We start from the raw sequence: 22,603 nt of genomic DNA, 5'->3' as shown, positions 1-22,603 counted from the left end.
TTCTTATTGTTTCCCCGAATAAAAAACACCAAAAAGCAACCAACACGCCCAGGCGTGGTTTTGTCATATCTGCGATTTGCCGTGCGCCGGCTTACGGCGTCAGATCGAAATGCAGACTGATGGCGGCCAGCCCGCCGGCCAGCGCCATGCAGGAAGGCAGCAGCAGATAGTGGCGCCAGCGGCTGTTGAACAGCATCACTAACGTCGCCAGCATGGCGATAACGATCAGGCAGCGCAGCTGCATCATGTCCAGGTTGACCATAGCCAGCAGCGGCAACAGGGCGCAGGGCAGCAGCACGCCCCAGGCGCTGGATAAACGCTCCCCCAAACACCAGGTCACACTCCACAACCCACATGCGGTAATCATGGCGGCAATCATGACGGCTCACCCTCAAGTGATAATGATAACCAATATCATATAACACTTCTTTTCACCCTGCACCTCTTTCGCGAGCGCCGGGTGAAACGCGGATGACAACCCGGTGAAAAAGTGATAATTTGACTTAAGAATAATCCTATTATAATAATTTTTTAATAATAACGTTGGGAAATTATACCGCCGATATTCCTTATTATCGATCGGGATATATACCCTAAATAATTCGAGTTGCAGGAAGGCGGGAAGGAATCCCGATGAGCTTAATCAGGTAAGTGATTCGGGTGACTGAACGCAGCCAACACACCTGCAGCTTGAAGTATGACGGATATAATGACCTACTGCTCAATGTCGACTGCACGGACACACTAATAATGAATGCACGTTCTTATCAGGAACTGCTAAATAGCAAGCATCGGTTAGCGATATTACTGTTCTTGCTGATGAATATAGCCTCTTCCCTTTTCACCTTATTAATGCCGTTGAGAAATACCCCAGCCATCACCCCGCCGCTGTTCGGTATCCCCTTGTTTTGTCTGGCGGCGCTATTATTTACCTTACGCTCGCCGGGGAATTATATAAAACGGCTGGAGTATTTTTCCGGCGTATTAGGTCTGCTGTGGGCCGGACATATTTATATGAAAAGCCAATATCTGCTGCCGAATGTACAAAACTATCTGATTATTAGCCTGTTCAGCATCTTTTTTATCAGCGCGATTACCCTGACCGACAACGTCATCGCCTTCTGCCTGCACGCCGTGCCCTCCGCGCTGATTATCCTGCTGCTCGACAACCAGCATAATACCCTGCGCATCCTGTTTATCAGCGTGCTGCCGATTATCGCCTTTTCCATCCACCATCTGATGCTGAAACGCAGCGAATCCTTCACCTATGCGCTGGTCGCCCGCCTGTATGAAGAGCGTGACAAACTCAGCAACCTCAGCATGCTCGACCCGCTGACCGGCCTGTATAACCGGCGCGGGCTGGAAAACAAGCTGACGCTGCTGACCACGCCGCAAAGCGGCCTGCACTTTGTACTGCTGCTGGATATCGACCGTTTCAAAGCCTATAACGACCACTATGGCCATACCATGGGCGATCAGGCGCTGGTGAAGGTCGCCTGCGCCATCCGCGACGCGGTACGCTCACGCGATATCGTGGTGCGCTACGGCGGCGAAGAATTTCTGGTACTGCTGACCAACGTCAGTAAAGAATACGCCGCCCAGCAGGCAGAACAGATCCGCCTGCGGGTACAGGCGCTGGCGATCCCGCACGGTTTCAATCAGCTGGCCGCCACCTACGTTACCCTCAGCGCCGGCATTTCACCGCTGGAGCAACTGGACGTGGACTCGGCCATCCGCGCCGCCGACAGCGCGCTGTACCAGGCGAAAAACAACGGTCGCAACAGCGTACGACTGGCGACGGCGCGCCCGTAAGTCAGGCGCGGCGCTGGCGCAGGCCGTACGCCAGCACCACGACAAAGCACAGCAGCGGCAGCCCGTAGGCCAGCGCGGTGCTGTAACGGTCGGCAATGGTGCCCATGAAGTACGGCATCACCGCACCGCCGACGATAGCCATAATCATAAACGAGCTGGCGCGCTTGGTATGTTGCCCCATATTTTTCACCCCGAGGGCGAAAATGGTCGGGAACATAATCGACATAAAGAAGAACACCGCAATCAGCGCCACCACGGACACGCCGTCGATGCTCAGCATCACCACGCCGCACAGCACGATATTAATCAGCGCATAAACCATCAGCAGCGTGGCGGGCTTCACCCGCCCCATCAGCCAGGTGCTGAAGAAGCGGCCGAGCATAAAACAGATCATGGCGACCGACAGCAGATAAGATGCCCGCTGGTTAGAGACATCCGCCCAGTGTTCGGTGGCGTAGTTGATAAAGAACGCGCCGACGCCGACCTGAGCCGCCACATAGAAAAACTGCGCGATCACGCCGCCGGTAAAGTGACGCTGCCGCCACAATCCCTGCGCCGCCGCACCGTGCGCTGCGGGCGCCTCTTCACGAATATCCGGCAGCCGGGTGCGGCGGAACAGCAGGGCGATCGCCAGCACCAGCACGGCAATCACCACGTAGGTCATTTTTACCGTCCCCTGATCGCCGCCGCCGTCGTTGTGCATCGCTGAGAAAAACAGCGTGCCGCCGATCATCGGCCCGATAAACTGACCGAGACCGTTGAAAGACTGCGCCAGATTCAGCCGCCGCTCCGCGCCGCCGGCATCACCCAATACCGTGGCGTAAGGATTGGCCGCCGTTTCCAAACAGCCCAGCCCGCAGGCGATAACAAACAGTGCGAATAAAAATAGCGCGAAACTATTGGCCGAGGCGGCCGGCACAAATAACAACGCGCCGACGGCATATAAACATAATCCGACTAATATTCCCGCCTTGTAACCGTGTTTATCCATAAAATAGCCGGCGGGCAGCGCCACCAGAAAATAAGCGCCGAAATAGGCCGCCTGCAATAATCCCGACTGCGCTTTGGTCACGTGCAGCGTTTCCTGAAAATGCTTATTCAGCACGTCCAATAATCCGTAAGACAATCCCCACATGAAAAACAGGCTGGTCACCAGAATAAAAGCCCAGCGCAAATTGCTACGTGCGCTGGCGCCCGTCTGCGCAGGCGCAGCGGTTTTATCAGCAAGCATAATCGTATCCCCGTTGTGTTAAATGACACGCCGCAGCAACCACGCGCGGCGCGGCCGATTCATTGTTCGGTTAATGAGAAGATTTGCTCCATCACCACCCATTTTTCGCCCGGCGGCGTCCAGGGCGTTGCAACCTGATATTTCCACATCAACGCTTCCCAGCGCTGAACATCGGGGTTAAGCCGGCTGTCGCGCTCAAAACGTCCGGCGTCGAACGCGGCGCTGACCTCGACGACCATAAACAGCCGGGTGCCGAGGCGATAAATCTCCATCTCCAGAATGCCGTGGTCGCGCAAATGCCCGGCAATCTGCGGCCAGATACGCTGATGATGACGCTGATACTCGGCAATCAGCGCCGGTGAGTCGACCAGGTCGAGCGCCTGACAGAAGCGCCGCCGCTGCGCTGCGCCGCTCATGTAATCGCCCGGTCAAGGTGCAGATAGCCGCCGTCCACCGACAGCCACTGCCCGGTGGTGTGGGACGAACGGCCGGAGAGCAGGAATACCACGGTATCGGCGATTTCCTGCGGCGTGGTCATCCGCTGTCCCAGCGGGATGTGGGCGCTGATCTTCGCCAGCTGCTGCTGCGGCTGGTCGAAGGTGTCTATCCAGCGCTGATACTGCGGCGTCATCACCTCCGCCGGCACCACCGCATTGACGCGCACCTTGCTCTCCCGCAGCGACACCGCCCACTCGCGCGTCAGCGCCAGCACCGCGCCTTTGGCGGCGGTATAACCGCTGGTGCCGCCCTGCCCGCTCAGTGCGGTCTTCGAAGCGATATTGACGATCGCCCCCTGGCTGTCCTGCAGCGCCGCCTGACAAAGATGCGCCATCTGGTAATAGTGCAGCAGGTTTTTCTCCAGCGAGCCGAGGAACGCCGCGCGCCCGGCCTCCAGCCCCACGCCGTCATTCACGCCGGCGTTATTCACCAGCCCGTCCAGCCGACCATAGCGTTCAAGCACCTGCGCCACCGCCTGCTGGCAGTCGCTCTCCCGGCACAGATCGGCCATCACCACGCTGCTGCGCGACTGCAACGCCGTCAGCCGGGCGAGAAACGCCTCATCCGGCGCTGCGTTGGTGACGATAGCCGGCACCGCGCCCTCCTGCGCCAGCGTCAGCGAAATCGCCGCGCCGATGCCGGAGCCGCCGCCGGTGACAATCACCACCTTATCTTCAAGATACAGATCCATCGTCAGACTCCGTTAAACCGTAAACCCGGCAGGCGCTGCCGCCCCAGATCGCCGCCTGCTGCGACGGACTCAGGGCGGCCAGCGCCTGCTCACACAGCCGGTAAACCTGCGGGTAGTCGCCCGCCAGCAGGCATACCGGCCAGTCGGAACCGAACATCAGCCGCTGCGGGCCGAACGCCGCCAGCGCCTCTTCGAAAAACGGCAGCAGCTGCGCCGCCTGCCAGCAGCCGCCCGGCGCTTCGGTAATCAGGCCGGACAGCTTGCACGCCACGTGCGGCATCGCCGCCAGCGGCGCGATCTGCCGCGCCCAGTGCCGCGCGCCGGCGGCAATATCCGGCTTGCCCAGATGGTCCAGCACCAGCCAGTGGTCATCATGGCGGGCGGCAAAGCGCGCCGCATCGGCCAGGTGGCGGTGCGTCACCAGCAGGTCATAGGCATAGCCCTGCCGCTGCAGCTGACGCATGCCCTGATGCACCGCCGGCCGTTCCAGCCAGCCGGCCGGGTCCGCCTCGTCCTGCACCAGATGACGTACGCCGCGCAGCAGCGGATGCCGCCGTTCCAGCCGCTGCGCCAGGTGCGGCGAGGCAATATCCAGCCAGCCGACCACGCCGCACACCCCGCCGAGCTGCGGCGCCTGCGTCAGCAGCCATGCGGTTTCCTGCTCGCTGTGCCGCGCCTGCACCACCAGCGCACCGTCCAGCCGGTGCTGCTGCAGCCACGGCCGCAGCTGCGCCGGGCCGTAGTCGTGTTGCAGCACCGCCATGTCGTCGTCAATCCACGGATAGTCGGCGGGCAGGTAGCGCCAGTAATGCTGATGGGCGTCGATGCGTAACATCTTGGCCGCCCCTAACCGCGAAAGCGGAACCGTTCGATCGAGGCTGACTTCATCTCGATCGAATAGCCCGGCGCACGCGGCGGCATATAGGCCGCGCCGCGAATCTCGCACGGCGTGACAAAGTGCTGATGCAGATGATCGACATATTCAATGACCCGCCCCTCATGGCTGCCGGCGATGCACAGATAGTCAATCATCGACAGGTGCTGCACGTACTCGCACAGGCCGACGCCGCCGGCGTGCGGGCAGACCGGCAGCCGGTACTTCGCCGCCATCAGCATCACCGCCAGCACCTCGTTCACCCCGCCCAGGCGGCAGGCGTCAATCTGCACCACGTCCAGCGCGCCGCGCATAATGAACTGTTTGAACAGAATACGGTTCTGACACATCTCGCCGCCGGCCACCTTCACCGGCCGCACGCCCTCGCGGATGCGCCGGTGCCCCTCCACATCGTCCGGGCTGGTCGGCTCCTCAATAAACCAGGGGTTGGCGAACGCCAGCTGATTGACCCAGGCGATCGCCTCTTCCACTTCCCACACCTGATTGGCGTCGATCATCAACTGACGATCCGGGCCGATCGTTTCACGGGCAATGCGCACCCGGCGAATATCATCCTGCAGATCGCGCCCGACCTTCAGCTTGATATGGGAGAAACCGGCGTCCACCGCCTGCTGGCACAGCCGCCGCAGTTTGTCGTCCGGGTAGCCCAGCCAGCCGGCCGAGGTGGTGTAGCAGGGGTAGCCGTTCTGCAGCAGATTTTCCCGCCGCTGCGCCTGGCCTTCCGCCCGTTCGCGCAGCAGCGCCAGCGCCTCCTGCGGCGTGATGCAGTCGGTGATGTAACGAAAGTCGATGCAGCGCACCAGCTCTTCCGGCGTCATATCCGCCACCAGCTGCCACAGCGGCTTGCCCTCCGCCTTGGCCCACAGATCCCAGACGGCGTTGACCACCGCCCCGGTCGCCAGGTGGATCGCCCCTTTGTCCGGCCCGATCCAGCGCAGCTGACTGTCGCCGGTAAACTGACGCCAGAACGTCCCCATATCGGCGGTGATATCCGCCAGCCGCCGACCGACGATCTGCGGCTCCAGCGCACGGATCGCCGCGCAGCAGATCTCATTGCCGCGGCCGATGGTAAACGTCAGCCCGTGGCCGCTCAGATCCGGCCGATCGGTGTCCAGAATCACATAGGCCGCCGAATAATCCGGATCGGGATTCATCGCATCGGAACCGTCCAACTGCTGCGAGGTCGGGAAGCGGATATCCTCCACCCGCAGCGCGGTAATCGTCGTCATGGCATACTCCCGTCAGGCCTGTACCGTGGTTTGTCGCTGCTCGCCCAACCCGTCGATCCCCAGCCGCATCGTCTGGCCGGCGCGCAGGTAAACCGGCTGCGGCCGCTGCCCCATGCCAACGCCCGGCGGCGTGCCGGTGGAGATCACGTCTCCCGGCTGCAGGCTCATAAAACGGCTCAGGTAGCTGATGATATGCGCGACGGAAAAAATCATGGTGCGGGTGCTGCCGTCCTGATAGCGCCGGCCGTCCACCTCCAGCCACAGCCTGAGGTTCTGCGGATCCGGCACCTCGTCGGCGGTCACCAGCCACGGGCCGGTCGGGCCGAAAGTGTCGCAGCCTTTGCCTTTGTCCCAGGTGCCGCCGCGCTCAATCTGGAATTCGCGTTCGGACACGTCGTTAATCACGCAGTAACCGGCGACGTGGCGCAGCGCATCCTGCTCGGCGATATAGCGCCCACCCTGGCCGATCACCACCCCCAGTTCCACTTCCCAGTCGGTTTTCTGCGAGCCGCGCGGGATCTCCACGTCGTCGTTCGGCCCGACCACCGCGCTGGTCCATTTGCTGAACACCACCGGCTCTTCGGGAATCGTCGCGCCGGTTTCCGCCGCGTGATCGGCGTAATTCAGGCCGATACAGATAAATTTACCGATGCCGCCGACGCAGGCGCCGAGACGCGGCTGCCCCTCTACCCGCGGCAGACTGGCGATATCCAGCTGCCGCAGCCGATCGATGCTGTCCGGCAGCAGCGCCGCGCCGCCAACGTCGGCGATATGCTGAGAAAGATCGCGAATGTCTCCGTGTTCATCCAACACGCCCGGACGTTCCTGCCCCACGGCGCCATAACGTAACAGTTTCATACAGTCCCCAATGTCAGAGAGAAATCACGCGCCACAGCGGCGCGCAACGGATCAGTTGCTCCAGCCGCCGTCAATAATCTGCACGGTGCCGGTGGTATAGGCGCTGGCATCAGAGGCCAGATACAGCGCCAGCTGGGCAATTTCGTCGGTTTTACCGATGCGCCCGATCGGCTGGCGCGCCACAAACGCCTGGTACACTTCGTCTTCGCCGCGCCCCTGCTCGCGCGCCTGCTCGGCAATGCGCTGACGCAGCGACGGTGACTCCACCGTGCCGGGACAGATGGCGTTGCAGCGGATGCCGTCGGCGACGTAGTCCGCCGCCACCGACCGCGTCAGGCCAATCACCGCCGCCTTGGTGGCGCCATAGGCAAAGCGGTTCGGCACGCCTTTCACGCTGGAGGCCACCGACGACATATTGATAATCGTCCCCCGGCGCTGCGCCAGCATCGCCGGCAGAAACGCGCGGATGGTGTGGAACATGGCGCTGACGTTCAGGTCGAGGGCGAAGCGCCACTGCTGCTCGCTGCACTGCAAAATCGTGCCGCTGTGCACCACCCCGGCGCAGTTAAACAGCACGTCGACCGTGCCCAGCGTTTCCGCCGCCGCCGCAATCGCCGCGGTGTCGGTCACGTCCAGCCGCAGCGGAGTAATGCCCGCCAGCCCCTGCAGCGCATCGGTATTGATATCGCTGGCAATCACCTCCGCCCCCGCCGCGGCGAACAGTTTGGCGGTACTGAGGCCGATGCCCTGCCCGGCGGCGGTAATCAGCGCACGTTTCCCGGTGAGATCCATAGCAACTCCTTGGCCTAAAGGTCTAATGGTCAGGCCACTAAAGGCGGTTAAAGGTCAGGCCTTTACCATGACAAAAGACGCTTTACGCGTTATCGTTTGGTGAGAAAGTAAATATACCCGTCATACTTCAAGCTGCAGGTGTGTTGGCTGCGTTCAGTCACCCGGATCACTGACCGGTGTAAGCTCATCAGGGATTCCTTCCCTGGCCGCCTTCCTGCGACTCGAATTATTTAGGGTATAACAACGTTTTAAAACAACATTTCAATTAACTAATTTTTTACACCTGATTAACCAACACTCAAGCGAATTGAGCAATATTTGTGCGCTGAATCACTTAATGCCAACGTGCCGAAGGTTGAACATGCCGATTACCCGACTGGAAAATCCAAGAATTTACAGACAGATAGCCGACCAGCTGAAGCGTCTGATCGAAAACAATGAGTTTCCCCCCGGCAGCCGCCTGCCTTCCGAACGCGATTTGGCGCAGCAGCTGCAGGTCAGCCGCGCTTCGGTGCGCGAAGCGCTGATCGCGCTGGAGGTGATCGGTCTGGTGGATGTGAAGGTGGGCAACGGCGTGATCGTCAAAGCGCCGTCGGCGACGCTGACGTCGCAGGAACCGGTAATGCAGCAGGCCGGCCGCGATCAGTGGGCCGATGTCGACGACGAACTGAATATCTCGCTGGATTTCAACGCCGAGTTGCCGCCCTTTTCGCTGCTGCAGACCCGCCTGCTGATTGAGCCGGAAACCGCCGCGCTGGCTGCCCGACACGCCAGCGACGAAGAGCTGGCGGGCATCCGCGCCGCCTACCAGCAGAACTGCCGCGACAACCGCGCCGGTTCCGCCACCCATCCCGGCGACCGGCTGTTCCATATCCGCATCGCCCAGGCCAGCGGCAACCCGGCCTACGCCTTTATCATCGCCCACCTGCTCGGCCACCGTTACGGCAGCATGTTCCGGGTGTTGCAGCGCCACTACACGCCGGAGGATATGCCGCACCGCTCCGAGCAGGAGCACCAGGCGATACTGACCGCCATTGAGGCGCGCGACGTGCGCGGCGCGCGCAGGGCGATGAAGGCCCATCTGGACCAGGTGATCGCGATTTTTGCACGGGCACAGTAAGCCGTAGCGGACACAGCGCAAACTTTACGCATCTGCGCGCATTTTCCCCATGCGGCGAGGGCGCGGGCGCATTACACTAAAGCCTGTTCCGTCAGGCCGCCAGGCGCTGATTTCGCTCTTGATGCTGTATTTTGAAATGGATATGGACCGTTGAAGACTATTTTCTCTGCCGTTTTAGTAACCCTCGGCCTGGGCAGCCTGTCGCTGTCGGCGCAGGCCGAGACGCCGCGGCTGACGTCGCAGATCGTCGACCAGTACGCCGAGCATATTTTCTACAACAGCGGCGCCACCGGCATGGCGCTGGTGGCGATCGACGGCAATCAGGTGGTCAACCGCAGTTTTGGCGACACCCGCCCGGGCAACAACCAGCGTCCGCGTCCGGACTCATTGATCCGCATCGCCTCCATCACCAAGCTGATGACCAGCGAGGTGATGGTGAAGCTGGCGGCGGAAGGCAGGCTCAAGCTGACCGACCCGCTGCGCAAATATTCCCCGTCCGGCGCCTACGTGCCCGGCTATAATTCACGCCAGCCGATTACGCTGCTGAATCTGGCGACCCATACCAGCGGCCTGCCGCGCGAGCAGCCGGGCAAAAAACCGCCGAAGACGCCGGTGTTCACCTGGCCGACCAAGGCGCAGCGCTGGCAGTGGCTGGCCCATGCGCACATCACCGTGCCGCCGGGGGTGCATGCCTCCTACTCCAACCTGGCTTACGATCTGCTGGCCGACGCGCTGTCGCGGGCGGCGGGCAAACCCTATACCAGGCTGCTGCGTGAAAAGATCACCGGGCCGCTCGGCATGGTCGACACCACGCTGACGCCGAGCGCCGAGCAGTGCTCGCGCCTGATGGTGGCCTCCGTCGGCCCCAGCGCCTGCGGCAATACCGTGGCGGCGGCCGGCAGCGGCGGCATTTACTCTACGCCGCGCGATATCCAGCGCTGGATGCAGCAGTTCCTCGATTCGCAGGCCAGCCCGCGCAAAACCACCGCCGCCCGCGAGCAGACCATGTACTTCCAGCGCCGTGAACTGGTGTCGCTGAAAGGGATGGACGTCCCCGGCGATGCGGATGCGTTAGGCCTCGGCTGGATCTATATGGCGCCGAAAGACGGCCTGCCGGGCATTATTCAGAAAACCGGCGGCGGCGGCGGCTTTATCACCTATATGGCGATGTCGCCGCAGAATAATATCGGCGTGTTTGTGGTGGTGACCCGTTCGGATCTGACCCGCTTCACCAATATGAGCGACCCGGTCAACCGGCTGGTGGCCGATCTGGTGGCCAACAAGGGCTGATGGCATCGGGCGCAGGAACCTGCGCCCGGTTAGCTGCTCCGCCGCCAGGCGTGGTTGCGTTCTTCAAACACCAGTTTATCCATCGAGTTGGCAACGCCCGCCTGCGCCAGCATCCGCAAGCAGGCGCCAACCCGGCTGCTTTCGTTGACGGATTCCAGATACAGCATGCGCAACATCACGTCTGTCATACGCGGTAAGCTGCTCTGCGCCTTTTCCCAGCGGGCGACCGTTTGCACATCGACCCCCAGCAGTTCCGCCAGCGCCTTCTGCGACATATTCATTTCCACCCGCAAGAAGCGGATTTCATCCGCCTGCAACGGGCGCTCGCACGCCACCAGCGCCCGGGCAATGGAGCGATGCAACCCCGCGACGTCCTCAATGCTGATGTAGATTTCACCCTCGATCTCTGACTGATGAACGCCATTCGCCAGCCAAATCGTATTCAAACCGCTTTCGATATAGTGATACACCGTTGTTTCCTCGCTAATGGATCATCACCGTCACCACCAAGGCGGCGGGATCGCTTACCACCCGTTTCAACACCACGACTACCTCTATCCGCTCGCCGGCAGCCACGCCGAGCATATTCAGCTTCCAGTCGCCCGCCGGCGTCAGATGGGGCAGCTCGGTAAAGCGGCTGTGGCGGCTGCTGAGTACCGCCAGAATTTGCCGCAGCGATATCCGCCGCTCCGCCATCCGCTGCCGGGCATGGGCGCTTAACAGAATACGCTCGGTATGCGATGTCGCCAGCTGCTGCAACAGCCTTTTGGCCGCCGCCGGACGCAGAGGAAATTCGCTGATGTTGTCAGGGGGTATAAAATCCATTTTATCACCTGTCAATTTGATAGCTATCATTTTGACAGGTTAATCAGGCGTGGACAAGCGTGTTACACGATTAACGCGGAGAGAAAAGCCAGAGGGCGGAACACGCTCCGCCCTCTGCAGGCATCGGCGCAGGATGGTTTACGCCAGCGCCGCCATCTGGTGCATCACCGGGTGGAAGTTGCGTTTAAAGTAGATCAGGCCGTGTCCGCCGTCGCTGAGCGCAATCTGCTTGATCTCCACCAGATACACCTGATGGGTGCCAACGCTCTGCACCTGGGTGATCTCCCCTTCCAGGCTCGCCAGCGTGTGGCGCAGCATCGGCTGGCCGAGCGCGCCGGTCTGCCACTCTTCCAGCCGGAAGCGGTCTTCCATACAGACGTCGGTCATGCCGGCAAAGTGGCGCGCCATCATCTCCTGCTCATGGTTCAGCACGTTGACGCACAGCCGGCCGTTTTCCTGAAATACCGGGTTCATCGCGCTGTTGCGGTTGATACACACCATCAGCGACGGCGGCGTATCGGTCACCGAACAGACCGCGGTGGCGGTAATGCCGCAGCGCCCCGCCGGGCCGTTAGTGGTGACGATATTCACCGCCGCCGACAGGCTGGCCATCGCATCGCGAAAGCGCAGCCGGTGTTCATTTTCCTGAGACATAGCAACCTCCTCCAAAAATCATTTCAGCAAGTTATTCAGCTGATTAATATCATCATTGTTATGCAGGTGCGGCACCGTCCAGCCGTTCTGATCGTAGTCGGACAGACATTTGTCGACCATCTGCATCATCTGATCCATGGTGCCGGATCCCTGTGCGTGGCGCAGGCACTGCAGGCGGATCTCATCCTGGCTGCCGGCATAGTTGATCTCATACAGCTCGTGGCGGCCGCCGAATTCGCTGCCGATCGCATCCCACATCAGCTTCAGGATCTTGATGCGTTCCACATGATCCATGCCGTTGGATCCGCGCACGTACTGCGCCAGGTACTTGTCGATCGCCGGGTTGTTCATATCACGCACGCTGGACGGCAGGTAAATCAGGCCGCTGGTCACGTTCTTTTCGATAATATGCTTCACCTTGGTGTAGGCCATCGGCGCCATCACGCGGTAAGTCTGCAGCGCGGCGGAATCCGGCAGATAGGCGCCGTTCTCCCACTGGGTGGCTTCGGCGCACATCGCGTCGCTCAGCGACCAGAACAGGTTGCGCCAGGCCACCACTTCTCCCAGATCGGCCTGCACGCCGCGGAACTCCAACACGCCGGTGCAGCCCAGGCTCTTTTGCAGCAGCGCGGTGATAAAGTCCATCTTCACCGCCAGACGCACGCAGGCCTGCAGCGGGAACAGGCGGGCAAACCCGCCCTGGGTGCTCCAGCGGCGACAGCGGTCGAAATCGCGGTAAATCAGTACGTTCTCCCACGGGATCAGCACATGGTCCATCACCAGAATAGCATCGTTTTCGTCAAAGCGACTGGAGAGCGGGTAATCGAACGGCGATCCGGTGGCGCCGGCGGCCAGCTCATACGAGGCGCGGGAAATCAGCTTCACCCCTTCGGCGTCCATCGGCGCAACGAACATCAGCGCGAAGTCCGGGTTATCGCCCATCACCTGCGCCGAACCGAAGCCGATAAAGTTGTAGTGGGTCAGCGCCGAGTTGGTGGCAACCACCTTGGCGCCGCTGACGATGATACCGGCGTCGGTCTCTTTCTCTACCTTGATAAACACGTCTTTCACCTCGTTGACCGGCTTATGACGGTCGATCGGCGGGTTGACGATGGCGTGGTTGAAGTACAGGCCGGTTTCCTGAATCCGCTGATACCAGTTGCGGGCATTGTCGGCGAACTGGCCGTAAAACTCGGGATAGGCCCCCAGCGCACAGCCGAACGCCGCCTTATAGTCCGGGGTGCGTCCCATCCAGCCGTAGCTCTGACGCGACCAGTCGGCGATGGCATCGCGCTGCTGGCGCATCTCTTCCGGGCTGCGGGCATAGCGGAAAAACTTATGGGTATAGCCGCCGTTGCCGGTGTCGGTGCCCCAGCACAGGCGGTCATGGCTGGCCGGATCGTGCAGCGCGTCATACAGCTGGCCGACGGACGCGGCGGCGTTGCGGAACGCCGGATGGGTGGTGATATCCTTGACCCGCTCGCCGTAAATATAAATTTCACGGCCATCCTGCAGGCTTTTCAGGTATTCAGCGCCGGTGAACGGGCGTTTATTGTCAGTGCGGAAGTCTTCTGGTTTCATCGGGTGCCCCTCGTAATCGGTATTTTCACGGCCGCAGTGCGGCATATTGTTAAAATAATGTTTTCTTTTGGTTGCTTAATTGAAGACCCCAACGCCGGTTTCGAGAAGAGACTTTTGCGGCAATCGTCGGTACTTTTCAGAGGGGAGCGCCGCTTTCGCGGCAAACTGTGATCCAAGCGGTATTCCGCCGTTATGACAGGGCGTGTTGCGCGGCGCGATAGCGGCTCGGCGAGCAGCCTTCCAGCCGGTTAAAAAAGCGGGCGAAGTAGGCCGGGTCCTTGAATCCCAGGCTGTAGGCGGTCTCATGCACCGTGCAGGCGCTGAACAGCAGCAGGCGCTTGGCCTCGCGCAGCAGCCGGTCGAAAATCAGCCGTTTCGGCGAGCGGTTGGCGAAGCGCCGGCACAAATCATTGAGTCGCGATTCAGTCACCCCCAGCGCCTGGGCATATTCCGGTACCGGCAGATGCTCGCGGAAGCGTTCGTCCACCATCTTGTTAAAACGCTGGAACAGCTTCAGCTCGCCGCGCACGCCGGTGGCCGCCGAATCCTCCAGCGCGGTATTGCGCAACAGCAGGGTGAACACCGCCTGCGCCAGCAGCGTCAGCGTTTGTTCGCGCCCCGCCAGCCCGGCGGAAAACTCGCGGCGGATCAGCGCCCAGTAGTGGCTGAGCGCCGCCAGCTCCTGCGGCGCGCTCGCCAGCGACATGCAAATACCGGGCATATCCAGCGCCAGATTGCTGCCGGGGTACAGCCGCTCCAGCAGCGGCCAGATCAGCTCCTGACGCACCGTCAGCACGTGGCCGTCGCTGTCCGGCTCGGTGAAAAAGGCGTGGGGCACCGACGGCGGCGTCAGGATAAACAGCGGCGCCTGCACCGAATAGTGCTGGTCGTCCAGCTGCAGCTCGATCTTGCCGGTCTCCAGAAAGTGCAGCTGAAAAAAGCAGTCATGCCAGTGCACCTGCATATCGCGGCCGAAAAACGCCGCCAGCCCGGCAAAGGTTTCATAATGCACATCGTCCGCGGCGTAACGCGCATCGTACTCTTTACAGATATCGATGTTGGCGATAAAGCCGGTACTTTTCTGCACGTCCTTCTCCTGTGTCGTCAGGGGGCAAGCTCATCCCCGGTGATCTTGTCATGATTGACGGTGCTGCGCCGCTGCGCGGCGTTCATCGGAATGCGCCACACCAGCAGCGCGCCTATCACCAACAGCCCGGCGACGAAATACAGCCCGGAGTTGAAGCTGCCGGTCAGATCCTTCAGCCAGCCGATCAGCAGCGGGCTGACCGCCGAGCCGATATTGCCGGTGGCGTTGATCAGCGCGATCCCCACCGCGCGCGCTTCCAGACTGATGGCGCGATCCGGCGTGGTCCAGAAAATGGCCATCGCGGTAAACGAACCGACCGACGCCATAATGATCCCCAGCAGCTGGATCAGGCTATGATGCGTGGCCGACGCCAGCAGCCAGCCGGCGGCGGCAAACAGATACGGCAAGGCGGTATGCCGCTTGCGCTCCTGCAGCCGATCCGATCGTTTACTCCACCACACCATGCCGGCGATGGTGCAGATCTGCGGGATCGCCGCCAGAATACCGATGACGATATTGCTGCTGTTCTGGTTAAAGCTTTGCAGGATCTGCGGCGTCCAGATATTGATCGCGCTCAGGGTGTTGGTCAGGCAGAAGTAGGCCAGCGTATACATCAGCACGATCGGCGTGAACACCTCGCGCCACAGGCTGCGCGACGATGTCTGCCGCGGCGCGGCGACGGCCGTCTGCTGCCGTTTGTCGGCCTCCATCATCGCCTGCAGGCTGCTTTTCTCCTCGGCGCTCAGCCACTTGGCCTTGGCCGGGGTATCGTCCAGATAGAACCACACCACCACGCCCAGCAGCACCGACGGAATGCCTTCCAGCAGGAACAGCCACTGCCAGCCCTTCAGGTTCAGCACGCCGTCCAGCGCCAGAATATAGCCGGACACCAGCGAGCCGATCGCCATGGTGACCGGCATGGCGATCATAAACAGCGCATTGGCGCGGGCGCGGTAATAGGCCGGGAACCAGTAGGTGAGGTACACCAGGATCCCCGGCAGAAAGCCGGCTTCGGTAATGCCGACGATCATGCGCAGCACATACAGGCTGGTCGGCCCGGTAGCGAACAGCGTACAGGTGGAGGCAATGCCCCACAGCACCATAATGGTGGCGATCCAGCGCCGCGCGCCGACGATGCTCAGCATGATGTTGCTGGGAATGCCGAAAATCACATAGGTGACGTAAAACAGCGTCGCCGCCAGGCCGAACATGGTGGAACTGAGGCCCAGATCCTGCCCCATGGTCAGGCCGGCGAAGCCGATGTTGATACGGTCGAGAAACGAGAAGACAAACAGAATAAACAGAAACACGATCAGACGCCGAAACAGCTTGTTAATCACCGACTGCTCGGCGGCGCTCTGCGCTTTATGCGGCTGCGAATCGACCTGGTTCATGATGGCTCCGATTAATAGACGCCCGGGGCATCGCCCTGCGCCGTTCCCGCTTTAAACTCGGCGGCCAGTTTCTCCGCCGCCCGCGCCAGCAGGGTGGTATCGACGCCCACCGCCACAAACAGCGCGCCGCACGCCAGATAGTGGCGCGCCAGATCCGCCTGCGCCATCAGAATACCCGGCGCTTTGCCGGCGGCGCGGATGCGCGCGATGGCGTCATCGATGGTCTGCTGCACCTCCGGGTGCTGCGGGTTGCCGGCAAAGCCCATATCGGCGCTCAGATCAGCCGGGCCGATAAACACCCCGTCCACCCCGTCGACCTGCAAAATATCGTCCAGGTTACTGACCGCCTCGCGGGTTTCAATCTGCACCAGCACGCACATTTGCGCGTCGGCGTCATGCAGGTAGTTCGGCACCCGGTTCCAGCGCGAGGCCCGCGCCAGCGCGCTGCCGACGCCGCGTATGCCGTGCGGCGGATAGCGCGTGGCGCGCACCGCCGCGCGCGCCTGTTCGGCGTTCTGGATCATCGGGATCAGCAGCGTCTGCGCCCCCACGTCCAGCAGCTGTTTGATCACCACCGGATCGTTCCACGGCGGGCGCACCACCGGATGACTCGGGTACGGCGCCGTCGCCTGCAGCTGGCCGAGCACCGTCTGCACGTTGTTGGGCGCATGTTCGCCGTCGATCAGCAGCCAGTCGAAACCGGCGCCGGCCAGCAGCTCGGCGCTGTAGCTGCTGCACAGGCCGAGCCACAGGCCGATCTGCGGGCGCTTTTCCTGCAGCGCCTGTTTGAAGGTATTGATAAGCATCGCGTTCTCCCCTGGCCGTCGTTACACAAAGCGGCAGCTGATGCAGCCCATCGGGCCGTAATCCACGTGGAAGGTATCGCCGCGTCGCGCCGCCACCGGGCGGGTAAACGAGCCGCCGAGAATAATCTGCCCGGCCTCCAGTTCGACGTCGTGCGGAAACAGTTTATTCGCCAGCCAGGCCACGCCGTTGGCCGGGTGGTTCAGCACCGCGGCGGCGACGCCGGACTCTTCAATCACCCCGTTGCGATACAGCAGTGCGCTTATCCAGCGCAGATCCAGCGCGTCCGGCTTGATCGGCCGGCCGCCCATCACTACGCCGGCGTTGGCGGCGTTATCGGAAATGGTGTCGAACACCTTCCGCGGGCGCTGGGTTTCCGGGTCGACGTTGTGGCAGCGCGCGTCGATAATCTCCAGCGCCGGAATCACGTAGTCGGTAGCGTTATACACGTCAAACAGCGTGCAGTTCGGCCCGCGCAGCGGTTTAGCCAGTACAAACGCCAGCTCCACCTCGACCCGCGGCACGATAAAGCGGTCAATGGGAATATCGCTGCCTTCGTTGAAGAACATATCGTCCAGCAATGCGCCGTAGTCCGGCTCGGTGATCTGCGAGCTGACCTGCATGGCGCGCGAGGTCAGGCCAATCTTGTGCCCTTTCAGCGTCCGCCCTTCGGCGATCTTCAGTTCCACCCACTGGCGCTGAATGGCGTAGGCGTCCTCAATGGTGATCTCCGGATGATCGATCGACAGCGCGCGGATCTGCTCCCGGTTTTGCTCCGCCTGATGCAAGCGTTGTACCGCACGGCTCAACAGGTTTTTATCCAGCATTTACCACCTCTCAGGATTGACTGAACAGCGCGTGAACATTGTTCTGTTTGTAATTCAGCACCGGGTCCAGCTCTTCCATGGTGAAAGAGAGCGCCAGGTAGCGGCTGGCCGTCAGCGCGGCAAAGTGTTCTTTAATCAGCGCAAACAGCATCTCGCCCACCTGCTGCCGGCTCTCCAGGCTGCGGCCGTGGCCGATTTTCAGCGTCATATGCACAAAGGCGTAATCCTGCTTGCCGTCGGCCATCTGCCAGGTGTCCAGCCAGATGGCGCGGCTGCGCACGCCGCCGAGCGGAAAGATGCCGGTGTCCGCCAGCGCCTGATTCACCTTGGCGAACAGCGCGGGCAGCTGCGCCTGCTCGCGGATATTGTCGGTACATTCAGCGTAAAAATGGGGCATGGCTTTACCTCAGGCTTCAGCGGGAAGCGGGAACACGGCGTTGACCTGCCCGGTGCCGGAACTGGCGAACAGCGGGGTGATAAACTCCACCTTGCCGTCATACTTGTCCCAGCCGAGCAGCCCCAGCAGCATCACGGTGTCGTGCATATTGCCCTCGCCGTAGCAGTAATCGGCGTACTCCGGCAGCATTTCGCAGAACTCGCGGAAGCGCCCCTCGGCCCACAGTTTCACCACCCGCTCGTCCATCTGCTGGTCAAACTGGCGGGTGTAGCTGTTCATGCCCTCTTCGGCGCGCTGGTCGTCGATAAAACGGTGCGACAGCGAGCCGCTGGCGAGCACCGCCACGGTGCCGTCATAGTTTTCGATCGCGGTTTTGATCGCTTCCCCCAGCCGGCGGCTGTCGGCGAAGTCGTGCACGGTGCAGAAGGCGGAGATCGACACCACTTTAAAGTGGCGATCGCTGTTCATATAGCGCATCGGCACCAGCGTGCCGTACTCCAGCTTCAGGCTGGGAATATCGTGCGCCTTGGCGCGTACGCCGAGCTTGCAGGCCTCATCGGCGATCATCTGCCCCAACTGCGGATTGCCGTCGTACTCATAGCTCATATCGCGGATAAAGTGCGGCAGTTCGTTACTGGTGTAGACGCCGGCGAAATGGTCGCTGCAGTTGATGTGGTAGGCGCTGTTCACCAGCCAGTGGGTATCGAACACGATAATGGTGTCGACGCCCATTTCTCGGCAGCGCGCGCCGATCTCCCTGTGGCCGTCGATCGCCCCCTGGCGGCAGCCGTGGTTTTTTCCCGGTAGTTCAGACAGATACATCGACGGCACATGCGTAATCTTTGCGGCTAACGCTAACTTACCCATAAGTCCTCCTATCCCCTTCATCTTTCGAATTGCCGCGTTGTTGGCTGTGCGGCCCATCCATGGGCTTCCCCCTCACGGGGCCGCGGCAATCCGAAAGCGATTGGGTATAGTCCTGTTTTTAATTCAAAAACATGAGGCTTAAACGCCCCAGCGTGGGATCGGATGGTCGCCCATTGAGATGCAGACGTTCTTCATCTCGGCGAACACTTCAAAGCTGTACTCACCGCCTTCGCGGCCGGTGCCGGAGGCCTTCACCCCGCCGAACGGCTGGCGCAGATCGCGCACGTTCTGCGTATTGACGAACACCATGCCGGCTTCGATATTGCGCGCCAGGCGCATCACCTTGCTCACATCCTGGGTCCAGATATAGGACGCCAAACCGTATTCCACATCGTTGGCCATCCGCAGGCCGTCTTCTTCTGACTTGAACGGCAGCAGGCAGGCCACCGGTCCGAAAATCTCCTCCTGCGCCACGCGCATGCGGTTGTCGACATCCGCCAGCACCGTCGGCCGCAGGAAGTTGCCGTACTCCAGCCCCTGCGGCTTATCCGGCCCGCCGGCCAGCAGCGAGGCGCCCTCTTCCACGCCCAGACGGATATAGCCTGACACCTTCTCCCAGTGCTGCTGGCTGATTAACGCGCCGACCTGGGTCTGCGGATCGGTCGGGTCGCCCACCCGCAGGCGGTTGGCGCGCTCGGCGAAACGTTTGACGAATTCCGGGTAAATGCTTTCCTGAATGAAAATACGCGAGCCGGCGGTGCAGCGTTCGCCGTTGATCGAGAAGATGGTGAACAGCGCGGCGTCCAGCGCGCGTTCGATATCGGCATCCTCAAACACCAGCACCGGCGATTTGCCGCCCAGTTCCATCGAATATTTCTTCAGCCCGGCGCTCTGCATAATGCGGCGGCCGGTGGCAGTGCCGCCGGTAAAGGAGACCGCACGCACGTCCGGATGGCGCACCAGCGCATCGCCGGCGGTGGCGCCGTAGCCCTGCACCACGTTCAGCACCCCGGCCGGAATGCCGGCCTCCAGCGCCAGCTCCCCCAGACGGTCGGCGGACAGCGGCGACAGTTCGGACATTTTCAGCACCGCGGTATTGCCCAGCGCCAGGCAAGGGGCGGTCTTCCAGGTGGCGGTCATAAACGGCACGTTCCACGGCGACACCAGCGCGCACACCCCGACCGGCTGCACCAGGGTGTAGTTGAGCATCTTGTCGTCCACCGGGTAGGTTTTGCCGTTCATCTGCTGGCACACCTCGGCAAAGAACTCGAAGTTGTGCGAGGCGCGCGGGATCAGCACGTTTTTGGTCTGGTGGATCGGCAGGCCGGTATCGGCGGTTTCCATCTCGGCGATCTGCGGCACGTTTTCATCGATCAGCTCGCCCAGCCGGCGCATCAGGCGCGCACGCTCCTTCATCGGCGTATTGGCCCATTTCGGGAACGCCGCCTTGGCCGCCGCCACCGCCATATCGATTTCCGCCTGCCCGCCGGAGGCCACCTCCGCCAGCACCTCGCCGTTGGCCGGATTGGTGGTGGTGAAGTACTCGCTGCTGGTCACGTTTTTGCCGTCGATCCAGTGGTTGATGGTTTTCATCGCAGGCTCTCCTGATAATCGTGTTCGCTGATAATGTGGTTGACCAGGCGGCCGATGCCTTCAATCTCCACCACCACTTCGTCCCCCGGCTGCACGTCGGCCAGCCCTTTCGGCGTGCCGGTGGCGATCATGTCGCCCGGCTGCAGCGTCATAAATTCACTGAGATAGCTGATGAGATACGGAATATCGAAAATCATGTCGGCGGTGGTGCCGCGCTGGCGCAGCTCGCCGTTGATATAGGTGCTGAGCTGCAGGCGGTGCGGATCGCCGATATCGTCGCGGTCGACGATATACGGGCCGATCGGCGTCAGGCCGTCACGGCTTTTCACCCGCAGGTTCGGCCGGTAGTAGTTTTCCAGGTAGTCGCGGATGGCGTAGTCGTTGCACAGGGTGTAGCCGGCGACGTACTCCATCGCCTGCTCGCGGCTGACGTGACGGGCGGTTTTGCCGATCACCGCCACCAGCTCGGCCTCATAGTGCATGTACTCCACCCCGGCCGGACGCACCGACACCTGGCGGTGGCCGGTCAGGGTATTGGCCGCCTTCAGAAACACCAGCGGCTCTTCCGGCGCTTTAAATTCCAGTTCGCTGGCGTGGTCGGCGTAGTTCAGCCCCAGCGCGAACACCGTGCCCTGTGCCGGCGGCAGCCATTCGACGTCGGTTTCATTCAGTTGCGTGCCGTCCGGCAGCGTGACCCGTAGTTGCTCGTCAACGCTGACGTTAAACATCTGGCCGTGATGGCGAATGCGCGCGTGCTTCATGCTTGCTCTCCTTCCAAAACCGCAACGTTGCTGAGTGCCGGCAAGCCGGCGGCGCGGATCGTCACCTCGTCGCCCGGGTTAATCGCCACCCGCTGATGCGGCGTGCCGATCAGCAGCACATCCCCCGGCTGCAGCGTAATAAACTCGCTGATGGCGGCCAGCAGCTCGCCGCCGGAACGCACCAGATCCGCCGTTGACCAGCGATCCTGCTCCACGCCGTTGATCTCGGTGACAATCTGCAGCCGGTCGATGTTATCCAGCTGCGCCATCTCGCCCAGCGGGCAGAAACCGTCGCGACACTTGGCCTTGATCGCCGGGCGGTAAAAGCTGCTCTCCGCCAGGCTGACGTCGTTGGCCAGCGCATAGCCGGCGATATACGCCGCCGCCTGCGCCGCCGGCACCTGGCGGGCGGTATCGCCGATCACCAGCGCCAGCGTGCCGCCGCTGTAAACTTTTTCTGCCGCCGGCAGCGGGATCTGACCGCCGTGGCTCAGGTAGGTGTTACGCGGTTTGATAAACCATACTGGGGTCTTCGGCGGGGTCTTGTAGGGCGCGTCATGGAACGCGCGGTCCCAGGCGTCCATCTGGCTGCGGTGGTTAAGCGCCACCGAAAATACGGTTCCTTTCATGCAAACTCCTATTGTCACAAATCAGGACATCCGGCATTCGTTAATATATTAATGATTACTTTTAACCGCTGCTCAGCATTTACGCAACGCCGTTAATTTGATTTGTGATCGTGATAACAAAATATTCACAACCCCAAAACATATTGGTGATATTTCAAAGAATTAGCCTTTTTAAGCCCTATTTTTCACGCTGAGACACATTTTCCCTTTATCCACGACGCCAAATATGGCTACTATTAAGTTATTAATAAAAATCGAACGGCCGGCGCCTGAACGCCGGATGCGCCAACACTTTGATAGCAAAGGCCCGACATATGCATGAATCCCTCACCATTGCCCTGTTGCAGGCGCGCGAAACCGCGATGGGCTTTTTCCGCCCGATCCTGAAAAGCCACAACCTGACCGAACAGCAGTGGCGCATCATCCGCGTGCTGGCCGACCAGCGTTCGATCGAATTCCATGAGCTGGCAGCGCAGACCTGCATTCTGCGCCCCAGCCTGACCGGCATTCTGTCGCGCATGGAGCGGGATAAGCTGATTTTCCGCCTGAAACCGGTTAACGATCAGCGCAAGCTGTATGTCTCGCTGACCCAGCAGGGCCAGGAGCTGTATGAGGTGGCGCGCCATCAGGTTGAACAGGGCTACCGTGAGATTGAGGCGGCGTTCTCGCCGGAGAAAATGCAGCAGTTGATGGCGCTGCTGGATGAGCTGATCACCTTGGGCGAGCAGCAGCCCGCCAACCTGGTCGCGCATCCCGCCAAAAAGTGAC

The 22,603-nt window shown here is 61.3% G+C and carries 25 protein-coding genes; 4 read left to right on the top strand and 21 right to left on the bottom strand.

Features of this window, described 5'->3' with window-relative positions; genetic code table 11:
• Positions 1-91: 91 nt before the first annotated feature.
• Positions 92-379 (bottom strand): DUF1435 family protein, encoded by a 288-nt coding sequence (locus CLM71_RS02900; RefSeq protein WP_105229669.1) that lies wholly within the window; start codon positions 377-379, stop codon positions 92-94.
• Between the two features lie 371 nt (positions 380-750).
• Between CLM71_RS02900 and CLM71_RS02895 the strand changes: the two genes are divergently transcribed.
• On the top strand, positions 751-1,812 hold the full coding sequence (locus CLM71_RS02895; RefSeq protein WP_105229668.1) for a diguanylate cyclase: 1,062 nt from the start codon (positions 751-753) through the stop codon (positions 1,810-1,812).
• Between the two features lies 1 nt (position 1,813).
• On the opposite strand, the gene CLM71_RS02890 is transcribed toward CLM71_RS02895, so the two are convergent.
• Genes CLM71_RS02890 through CLM71_RS02860 form a run of 7 tightly spaced genes read right to left on the bottom strand, consistent with a single transcriptional unit; the run spans position 1,814 to position 8,006 of the window.
• The gene (locus CLM71_RS02890) at positions 1,814-3,043 is read right to left on the bottom strand and encodes a sugar MFS transporter (protein ID WP_105229667.1); all 1,230 of its coding nucleotides are present in this window, start codon (positions 3,041-3,043) and stop codon (positions 1,814-1,816) included.
• 59 nt (positions 3,044-3,102) lie between these two features.
• Positions 3,103-3,459, bottom strand: a complete 357-nt coding sequence (locus tag CLM71_RS02885) for an L-rhamnose mutarotase (protein ID WP_105229666.1) — start codon at positions 3,457-3,459, stop codon at positions 3,103-3,105.
• Positions 3,456-4,232, bottom strand: coding sequence for an SDR family oxidoreductase (locus tag CLM71_RS02880; protein WP_105229665.1), 777 nt, complete (start codon positions 4,230-4,232; stop codon positions 3,456-3,458). The genes CLM71_RS02885 and CLM71_RS02880 overlap by 4 nt, the downstream gene beginning before the upstream one ends.
• Positions 4,216-5,067 carry an amidohydrolase gene (locus CLM71_RS02875; protein WP_105229664.1) on the bottom strand — a complete coding sequence of 284 codons (852 nt, stop codon included), beginning with the start codon at positions 5,065-5,067 and terminating at the stop codon, positions 4,216-4,218. The genes CLM71_RS02880 and CLM71_RS02875 overlap by 17 nt, the downstream gene beginning before the upstream one ends.
• Before the next feature lie 11 nt (positions 5,068-5,078).
• A complete protein-coding gene (locus tag CLM71_RS02870) occupies positions 5,079-6,356 on the bottom strand; it encodes an L-fuconate dehydratase (protein WP_105229663.1) in 1,278 nt (425 codons plus the stop codon).
• A gap of 12 nt (positions 6,357-6,368) precedes the next feature.
• Complete coding sequence (locus CLM71_RS02865) at positions 6,369-7,214, bottom strand: fumarylacetoacetate hydrolase family protein (RefSeq protein ID WP_105229662.1); 846 nt, start codon at positions 7,212-7,214, stop codon at positions 6,369-6,371.
• Between the two features lie 51 nt (positions 7,215-7,265).
• Positions 7,266-8,006: an SDR family oxidoreductase gene (locus tag CLM71_RS02860; RefSeq protein WP_105229661.1), complete on the bottom strand. Its 741-nt coding sequence runs from the start codon at positions 8,004-8,006 to the stop codon at positions 7,266-7,268.
• A 361-nt stretch (positions 8,007-8,367) separates the two neighbouring features.
• On the opposite strand from CLM71_RS02860, the gene CLM71_RS02855 reads away from it, so the two are divergent.
• Entirely contained in the window at positions 8,368-9,126 is a 759-nt protein-coding gene (locus tag CLM71_RS02855; RefSeq protein ID WP_105229660.1) for a FadR/GntR family transcriptional regulator, read from the top strand.
• 150 nt (positions 9,127-9,276) lie between these two features.
• On the top strand, positions 9,277-10,416 hold the full coding sequence (gene ampH / locus CLM71_RS02850) for a D-alanyl-D-alanine-carboxypeptidase/endopeptidase AmpH (protein ID WP_105229659.1): 1,140 nt from the start codon (positions 9,277-9,279) through the stop codon (positions 10,414-10,416).
• Positions 10,417-10,445: 29 nt separating this feature from the next.
• Here ampH and CLM71_RS02845 read toward each other — a convergent pair whose 3' ends face one another.
• From CLM71_RS02845 to CLM71_RS02785, 13 genes are all read right to left on the bottom strand, one after another.
• The gene (locus CLM71_RS02845; protein WP_105229658.1) at positions 10,446-10,886 is read right to left on the bottom strand and encodes a helix-turn-helix domain-containing protein; all 441 of its coding nucleotides are present in this window, start codon (positions 10,884-10,886) and stop codon (positions 10,446-10,448) included.
• Between the two features lie 13 nt (positions 10,887-10,899).
• Entirely contained in the window at positions 10,900-11,241 is a 342-nt protein-coding gene (locus CLM71_RS02840) for a DUF4258 domain-containing protein (protein WP_105229657.1), read from the bottom strand.
• 138 nt (positions 11,242-11,379) lie between these two features.
• Complete coding sequence (gene hpaC, locus CLM71_RS02835; protein ID WP_105229656.1) at positions 11,380-11,895, bottom strand: 4-hydroxyphenylacetate 3-monooxygenase, reductase component; 516 nt, start codon at positions 11,893-11,895, stop codon at positions 11,380-11,382.
• A gap of 18 nt (positions 11,896-11,913) precedes the next feature.
• Positions 11,914-13,476 (bottom strand): 4-hydroxyphenylacetate 3-monooxygenase, oxygenase component, encoded by a 1,563-nt coding sequence (gene hpaB / locus CLM71_RS02830; protein WP_105233205.1) that lies wholly within the window; start codon positions 13,474-13,476, stop codon positions 11,914-11,916.
• Between the two features lie 190 nt (positions 13,477-13,666).
• Positions 13,667-14,563, bottom strand: a complete 897-nt coding sequence (gene hpaA, locus CLM71_RS02825; protein WP_105229655.1) for a 4-hydroxyphenylacetate catabolism regulatory protein HpaA — start codon at positions 14,561-14,563, stop codon at positions 13,667-13,669.
• A gap of 17 nt (positions 14,564-14,580) precedes the next feature.
• Positions 14,581-15,957 (bottom strand): 4-hydroxyphenylacetate permease, encoded by a 1,377-nt coding sequence (hpaX, locus tag CLM71_RS02820; RefSeq protein WP_105229654.1) that lies wholly within the window; start codon positions 15,955-15,957, stop codon positions 14,581-14,583.
• Between the two features lie 11 nt (positions 15,958-15,968).
• Entirely contained in the window at positions 15,969-16,763 is a 795-nt protein-coding gene (gene hpaI, locus CLM71_RS02815; RefSeq protein ID WP_105229653.1) for a 4-hydroxy-2-oxoheptanedioate aldolase, read from the bottom strand.
• 21 nt (positions 16,764-16,784) lie between these two features.
• Positions 16,785-17,588 carry a 2-oxo-hept-4-ene-1,7-dioate hydratase gene (gene hpaH / locus CLM71_RS02810; protein WP_105229652.1) on the bottom strand — a complete coding sequence of 268 codons (804 nt, stop codon included), beginning with the start codon at positions 17,586-17,588 and terminating at the stop codon, positions 16,785-16,787.
• 10 nt (positions 17,589-17,598) lie between these two features.
• On the bottom strand, positions 17,599-17,985 hold the full coding sequence (locus tag CLM71_RS02805) for a 5-carboxymethyl-2-hydroxymuconate Delta-isomerase (RefSeq protein WP_105229651.1): 387 nt from the start codon (positions 17,983-17,985) through the stop codon (positions 17,599-17,601).
• 9 nt (positions 17,986-17,994) lie between these two features.
• Positions 17,995-18,852: a 3,4-dihydroxyphenylacetate 2,3-dioxygenase gene (hpaD, locus tag CLM71_RS02800; protein WP_105229650.1), complete on the bottom strand. Its 858-nt coding sequence runs from the start codon at positions 18,850-18,852 to the stop codon at positions 17,995-17,997.
• A 138-nt stretch (positions 18,853-18,990) separates the two neighbouring features.
• A complete protein-coding gene (gene hpaE / locus CLM71_RS02795; protein WP_105229649.1) occupies positions 18,991-20,445 on the bottom strand; it encodes a 5-carboxymethyl-2-hydroxymuconate semialdehyde dehydrogenase in 1,455 nt (484 codons plus the stop codon).
• Positions 20,442-21,206, bottom strand: coding sequence for a fumarylacetoacetate hydrolase family protein (locus tag CLM71_RS02790; RefSeq protein WP_105229648.1), 765 nt, complete (start codon positions 21,204-21,206; stop codon positions 20,442-20,444). The genes hpaE and CLM71_RS02790 overlap by 4 nt, the downstream gene beginning before the upstream one ends.
• Complete coding sequence (locus CLM71_RS02785; RefSeq protein WP_105229647.1) at positions 21,203-21,835, bottom strand: fumarylacetoacetate hydrolase family protein; 633 nt, start codon at positions 21,833-21,835, stop codon at positions 21,203-21,205. The genes CLM71_RS02790 and CLM71_RS02785 overlap by 4 nt, the downstream gene beginning before the upstream one ends.
• 314 nt (positions 21,836-22,149) lie before the next feature.
• Between CLM71_RS02785 and hpaR the strand changes: the two genes are divergently transcribed.
• A complete protein-coding gene (gene hpaR / locus CLM71_RS02780; protein ID WP_105229646.1) occupies positions 22,150-22,602 on the top strand; it encodes a homoprotocatechuate degradation operon regulator HpaR in 453 nt (150 codons plus the stop codon).
• Position 22,603: the final 1 nt, after the last annotated feature.

Origin of the sequence: Serratia sp. MYb239, assembly GCF_002966855.1 — a bacterium.
GTDB lineage: Bacteria > Pseudomonadota > Gammaproteobacteria > Enterobacterales > Enterobacteriaceae > Serratia_B > Serratia_B rhizosphaerae.
This window is presented reverse-complemented; position numbering and strand designations above follow the sequence as displayed.